Here is a 6,029-nt window from a genome sequence, read left to right as displayed (position 1 = left end):
ACCCCCAACCCCTCCCCGCATGCAGGGAGGGGAGACAAAGTATAGCTTTGGCGGGGTGGGGTTCTCCGGGTTTAATAAGCGATTAAGCGGACATAATATCACCCAGTACTTCGACAAGCTCAGTAACCATCGGACTCGAATTCATACTGAATTCTTCTTCACAAAAGTTCCCAAGCGGTTCCTTTGTAGCCGTATTGAAAAATTTCTGGATGCAAGATTTCTGCCAAAATTTCTAGAGAATCTACCAGTCGTGGGCCTGGACGATTGAAGTAAGAATTGCCATCAGTAATGTATACCCTGCCAGCTTTCGTAGCGTGCAGTTTTTCCCAGTCTGAATGTTGAGTTAATAAATTGGCTTCTTGGCGAGTGCGATTTAAATCAAAGCCACAAGGCATAAAAACAATTACATCAGGATCGGTTGTTAATAGTGTTTCCCACGGCAAAATAGGAGAAGGCTGACCTGTAGCGCAAAATAGAGAATGTCCTCCTGCTAAGTTAACTAATTCAGGAATCCAATTGGCGGCTACCATCAAAGGATCAGTCCACTCGATACAGGCGACTGTAGGCTGTTCATTTAACGAAAGTCCCTGGATTTTATGCTGACAAATTTTGACGCGAGCTTCTAAGTTTTCTATGACTTTTACAGAGTCTACGCCAAAGGTGTTACCAACTCGCTCAATGTCAGCCCAAATATCCTGGAGAAGATTGGGTTGTAAAGAAATAATCTGGGGTTTACTGTCAATGAGTGTAGCAACTGCCTTTTCAACATCGTCTAAGCTGACAGCACAAACATCACACTGGTCTTGAGTGAGAATGTGAGTAGGCTGCAATTTCTCTAAAACATCTGTTTTGATTTGGTAAATACTAAGAGCAGATTGCAATAAATTGCTCACTTGATCATGAATTTGGCTGCTAGAGGCATTGGAGTTTAAGCGTGCTTCGGTACAAATAGGGCGATCAAGGATTTCTGGAGGGTAATCGCATTCGTGCGATCGCCCCACAATAGCATCAACCAAGCCTAATGCCGCTAAAATCTCTGTTCCACCGGGAATCAGGGAAACAATTCTCACATTACTATCCGTCATCGCTCCACCTCCACAAAACCTGCCGTTACTTCAATTTTCGCAAAATTTGAGTCATTAGGCATCTTTCTCTAGGAGAATTAAGCGTGTTTTGGTAGTCAACACTCAGCAATAAATTAAACTCAGTGTTCGGTATTCGGAAGAGTCTTTCCTAGCCTTGAGTCCCTAGACCCAAATTCAAAATACTATACTACTAATAGTACTTGATAGTAGAATTACTTGATAGTGAAATTCTTTTAAATGTTAATTATCCCCTAGCAAAATCACTGGCATGAAGTAACAGAAGCGATAATAAAAATTTAGTTTAAAACTTATTATCCAAAATCATAAATTTTAATTAGAAAAAATATACATTCCTGTTATGAAAAACTAGATCAAGTAGTTGTAGTTATATAAAGATAGTTCTACTTTTTCCATAAAACTGCTGGGCAAAATTGTTTCTTCTTGAGGTCAACTAATGCAGGTGGTGTCAGCTAGAGATATTACAGAGCATAACCAGCCCCAAAAGGCTTTGCAAATCAAAGAAAATAATCGGCGAAAACAAAGCCAGACGCTGGTGCAGCTGGCAAAAAGCAAGACATTTCAGCAAGGTGATCTCAATGCAGCCTTAAGGGACATCACAGAGGCTGCTGCTCGGACGCTTTTAGTAAAGCGAGTTGGTGTATGGTTATATAATCAAGAACGTTCAAAAATTGAATGCATCGACTTATATGATGTAAGCACCAAGGAGCATAGCTTTGGTAACTCGCTTTCAGAAAAAAGTTATCCAGCTTATTTCCAAGCTTTAGAAGAAGAACGTACCATTGCCGCAGATGATGCCATAAACGATATAAGAACCCAAGAATTATCCGAGTCTTATCTTTCACTGTGGGGCATCACATCCCTGCTGGATGCACCAATTTGGTTAGAGGGTCGTTTGATAGGCGTAGTGTGTCACGAACACATAGGCGAAAATCGCAAATGGACTTTAGAGGAAGAAACTTTTGCTGGCTTCATTGCAGATTTTGTGACGCTGGCTATAGAAGCGAAGGAGCGAAACCTCGCACAAGAAGCATTGCGACAGAGTGAGGCGCAATTTCGGGCGATTTTTGAGCGTTCTTCTATCGGCATTGGACTTATAGATATGAAAGCGCAGATAGTCGATACTAATGTGGCACTGTGCGAGATTTTAGGATATAGCCGAGAAGAGTTAGACGGCAAGCGCTTTACAGATTACATTTGCACACAAAGGGGGGATTTAAAACTTTACAAACAACTGATGTCAGGAATTCACACAGACTTAAAGAGAACTTCGAGAGTAGGCTTCCAACCCTCCAAACATCAGGAACAGTTTGTCGAAAGACATCGGATTGAGATGGAGAGACGCTGCCTGCATCAAAATGGTAGCTTAGTTTGGACTCATATCTCTGTTTCTGTTATACCAGCCAGCAATGGTGAACCTGAGTTTTTTCTAGCGATGATTGAGGACATTACTGAACGTAAGGAAACAGAATTGAAACTTCGTGCCTCTCAAGAAGCAGCAGAAGCTGCTAGTCGGGCAAAAAGTGAATTTTTAGCAACTATGAGCCATGAGTTGCGGACACCTCTCAATGCAATTATGGGTTTATCGCAGTTGTTGCAACAAGAAATAGTTGGCTCTCTCAATGAAAAGCAGAACGAATATGTAAATTGTATATACAGTAGTGGTGAACATCTGCTGGCGCTGATTAACGATATCCTTGATTTATCTAAGATAGAAGCAAACAAAGAGGAACTATTACTCTCACCTTTGCCAGTGTCAGATTTATGTAATTATGCTATATGGACAGTGCGCGATCGCGCCTTAGAAAAGGGATTGCAACTCACCTGTAAAATTGACCTAGAAGAGGATATTTTTTGTCTTGCTGATGAGCGGCGCATTAAGCAAATGCTACTAAACCTGCTCACCAATGCGATTAAATTCACCCCAGCCGGTCAGGTATCGCTGGTAGTCAAAAAAGTATCGCAAGGAATAACGTTTACAGTTTCAGATACTGGAATTGGTATAGACTCAAATCAGTTTCAATTTCTATTTGAACCGTTTAAACAACTTGACAGTCGGTTAAATCGGCAGTATGAAGGCACTGGTTTGGGTTTAGCTTTAACACGCAAATTAGCGCGTTTGCATGGTGGAGATGTGACTGTTACATCGACTTTGGGAGAAGGTAGTCAGTTCACTCTATTTCTACCAAATCCAGTGGAGATGCAAACAGAACAAGATAAAGGACAGCAAGATACAGCAACATCCTCCCCAGCTACCCCCCAAAATCAAATCATTTTACTTGTGGAAGAAGAAGAAAATGCTGCCATAGTATTGCAAGATTATCTCCAGACAATTGGCTATCAAGTTAAGTGGATAGACAGCGTAAATAACTTTTTAGAACAAGTGCGAAACCTCCAGCCAAATTTAATTTTGTTGGATGTCCAGCTAATAGGTGATGCTAGTGGTTGGGATTTGCTAAATGTTCTCAAACAAGAGACTTCTTTCCCAGATATGCAGGTAGTGATGATGGGCTTTAGTGAACTTCCAGAGGAGAAGCTTTCTATTCTGCAAGCTGGTGCTAACGACTATCTTATCAAACCAATTCGAGTAGTTCAATTAGAGTCAATATTGACACGATATTTGAATTCTAGCAATTTTCAGATTAACGGAACACCAATTTAGAAACTTCCAACTAAAAAAATATCCTATCGCTGTGTAGGCAGGGGGGCAGGGGGAGAAAGAAAATATATATTATCTGAGTAAATTGTATTTTCTGGAAGTCCCTTAGACCAGAGCGATCACATATAGCAGCCCGATTTGATTCGGAAAAAATCACCGCCTAACAGAGAATAGGTGCGTTACGCTGTCGCTTTAACACACCCTACTAAATAATTGATTTTTTAGAAGTCCCTAAAATCTAAAAATTAAACTTTGCTCAACCACTCATTCTCCTCTGGGTCTTTAAACAGTGAAGTACTGAGGTAGCGTTCACCGAAGCTGGGCTGTATCATCACGATTAGGCGACCTGCATTTTCTGGCCGTTGTGCTACTTGAATAGCTGCATACAACGCAGCACCAGCAGAAATCCCCGATAGTAATCCTTCTTCTTTTGCGAGACGACGGCTGTAAGCGATCGCCTCTTCATCCGCTACCTGAATCACTTCATCCACCAGTTCTGAACGGTAAATTGCTGGGATAAATCCCGCACCAATACCCTGAATTTTGTGAGGCCCTGATTTACCGCCTGCTAATACTGGGCTGTTGCTTGGTTCAACTGCGATCGCTTGAAAACTGGGCTTCCGTTTTTTAATAACTTCTGCAACTCCCGTAATCGTCCCACCAGTACCCACTCCCGCCACGAGAATATCTACCTCTCCATCGGTATCATTCCAAATTTCTTCGGCTGTGGTTTCGGCGTGAACTTTTGGGTTAGCAGGGTTGCGGAACTGCTGCAACATATAAGCATTGGGCGTTTTAGCTACAATCTGCTCTGCATGAGCGATCGCTCCTCGCATCCCTTCTACCCCTGGCGTTAACTCTAGTTGAGCGCCATAAGCTTTGAGCATGGATCGTCTTTCGTGGCTCATTGTGTCAGGCATCGTTAGAATAAGATGGTAACCCTTGGCGGCTGCTACCATCGCCAGCGCAATTCCTGTATTTCCAGAAGTCGGCTCTACTAAAACGGTTTTTCCAGGGTGAATCAAGCCTGCTTCCTCCGCCGCTTCCACCATACTCCCACCAATCCTGTCTTTGACAGAAGATGCTGGATTCATGCTTTCTAGCTTCACCACAATCTGAGCAACCGCTCCTGAAGCTTGGGGAATCTTATTTAATTGAACTAAAGGAGTTCGGCCGATTAACTCTGTGATATCTTTCGCTATCCGCATGTAGGTACTCCGTCGTGTCTAAATATAATACATTGGACTTTGCTGTGCGCGAGTTTCTCTTTCCTGGCACAAGTCTTGGAGTGTATAACGACCCAAAACTTCAATTGAGGCAGCGTTAGCTTGCTCCCAAACTTCATAAACCAGAGTCTTTTCCAGAGTCGGAGAGTTAGAGGTATCTTTCTCTTTCCGCTCGCCTTCTACCAAAGTGACAATTTCAAGTATTGTAATCTGCCAAGGTTCACGAACTAAAACGAAACCTCCTTTAGAGCCGCGTTGACTCTGCACCACACCAGCACGCCGGAGGTTGGTCAAAATTTGTTCCAGATAGCGCTCAGGTATGGGTTGCTTGGCAGTGATCTCGTTCATGGTTAGAGGAAGCTTTTTCCCGTGGTGGCTTGCCAGTTCTAAGAGTGCCAGCAGCGCGTATTCCACTTTGGAAGACAAATCCAAGAGAGCGTAGTTTTGGCTATTCAAGGCTGTACTCAATATACTACGGTGAATTGAGGGACTTATCGCAGTTAATGCGAAATTTATTTTTCTCAAAGTGTGGAATGTGATAGCATCCCACTTAACTAACCACAAAATCACTCTAGCCTATCGACTTACCGTAGATTATTATCTTACACAATTCCCATAAATGACTGGATTTTTTTGTGGGAATTATCCTGAGTTTTTGTTTTCAGAGCCTCACCTACCAACGAAAACCTTAACAGAGTATGCTACTAACTGATTTGCGAACCATTTTTGAGCGTGACCCAGCAGCCCGTAACTGGCTAGAAGTATTGTTCTGTTACCCTGGACTCCAAGCTTTAGTGTTTCATCGATTAGCCCACTGGCTGTATAAAATTGGAATTCCCTTTATACCAAGGCTCATCTCTCATATTAGTAGGTTTTTAACCGGAATTGAAATTCATCCTGGGGCATTAATTGGCCAGGGAGTGTTTATAGACCACGGTATGGGAGTAGTGATTGGCGAGACTGCGATCGTGGGCGATTACGCCCTGATTTATCAAGGTGTCACCCTTGGCGGGACTGGGAAAGAAAGCGGCAAACGCCATC

Annotated in this window: 5 protein-coding genes; 2 read left to right on the top strand and 3 right to left on the bottom strand. The window is 42.7% G+C overall.

Annotation, left to right across the window (positions count from 1 at the left end; all coding sequences use genetic code 11):
• Nucleotides 1–158: 158 nt before the first annotated feature.
• A complete protein-coding gene (locus ACFE90_RS35240; RefSeq protein WP_375506911.1) occupies nt 159–1,085 on the bottom strand; it encodes a cobalamin-binding protein in 927 nt (308 codons plus the stop codon).
• Nucleotides 1,086–1,539: 454 nt separating this feature from the next.
• Here ACFE90_RS35240 and ACFE90_RS35235 point away from each other — a divergent pair, with 454 nt between their 5' ends.
• Nucleotides 1,540–3,765 (top strand): ATP-binding protein, encoded by a 2,226-nt coding sequence (locus tag ACFE90_RS35235; protein WP_375506910.1) that lies wholly within the window; start codon nt 1,540–1,542, stop codon nt 3,763–3,765.
• 242 nt (nt 3,766–4,007) lie between these two features.
• Here the strand turns inward: ACFE90_RS35235 and cysK are convergent, their stop codons facing one another.
• On the bottom strand, nt 4,008–4,970 hold the full coding sequence (cysK, locus tag ACFE90_RS35230) for a cysteine synthase A (RefSeq protein ID WP_375506909.1): 963 nt from the start codon (nt 4,968–4,970) through the stop codon (nt 4,008–4,010).
• Nucleotides 4,971–4,988: 18 nt separating this feature from the next.
• Entirely contained in the window at nt 4,989–5,471 is a 483-nt protein-coding gene (locus ACFE90_RS35225; RefSeq protein WP_375506912.1) for an RrF2 family transcriptional regulator, read from the bottom strand.
• A 215-nt stretch (nt 5,472–5,686) separates the two neighbouring features.
• On the opposite strand from ACFE90_RS35225, the gene ACFE90_RS35220 reads away from it, so the two are divergent.
• On the top strand, nt 5,687–6,029 hold a 343-nt coding region (locus ACFE90_RS35220), incomplete at its 3' end, for a serine O-acetyltransferase (RefSeq protein WP_375506908.1).

Origin of the sequence: uncultured Nostoc sp. (assembly GCF_964245445.1) — a bacterium.
In the GTDB taxonomy this organism is placed as follows: Bacteria; Cyanobacteriota; Cyanobacteriia; order Cyanobacteriales; family Nostocaceae; genus Nostoc.
This window is presented reverse-complemented; position numbering and strand designations above follow the sequence as displayed.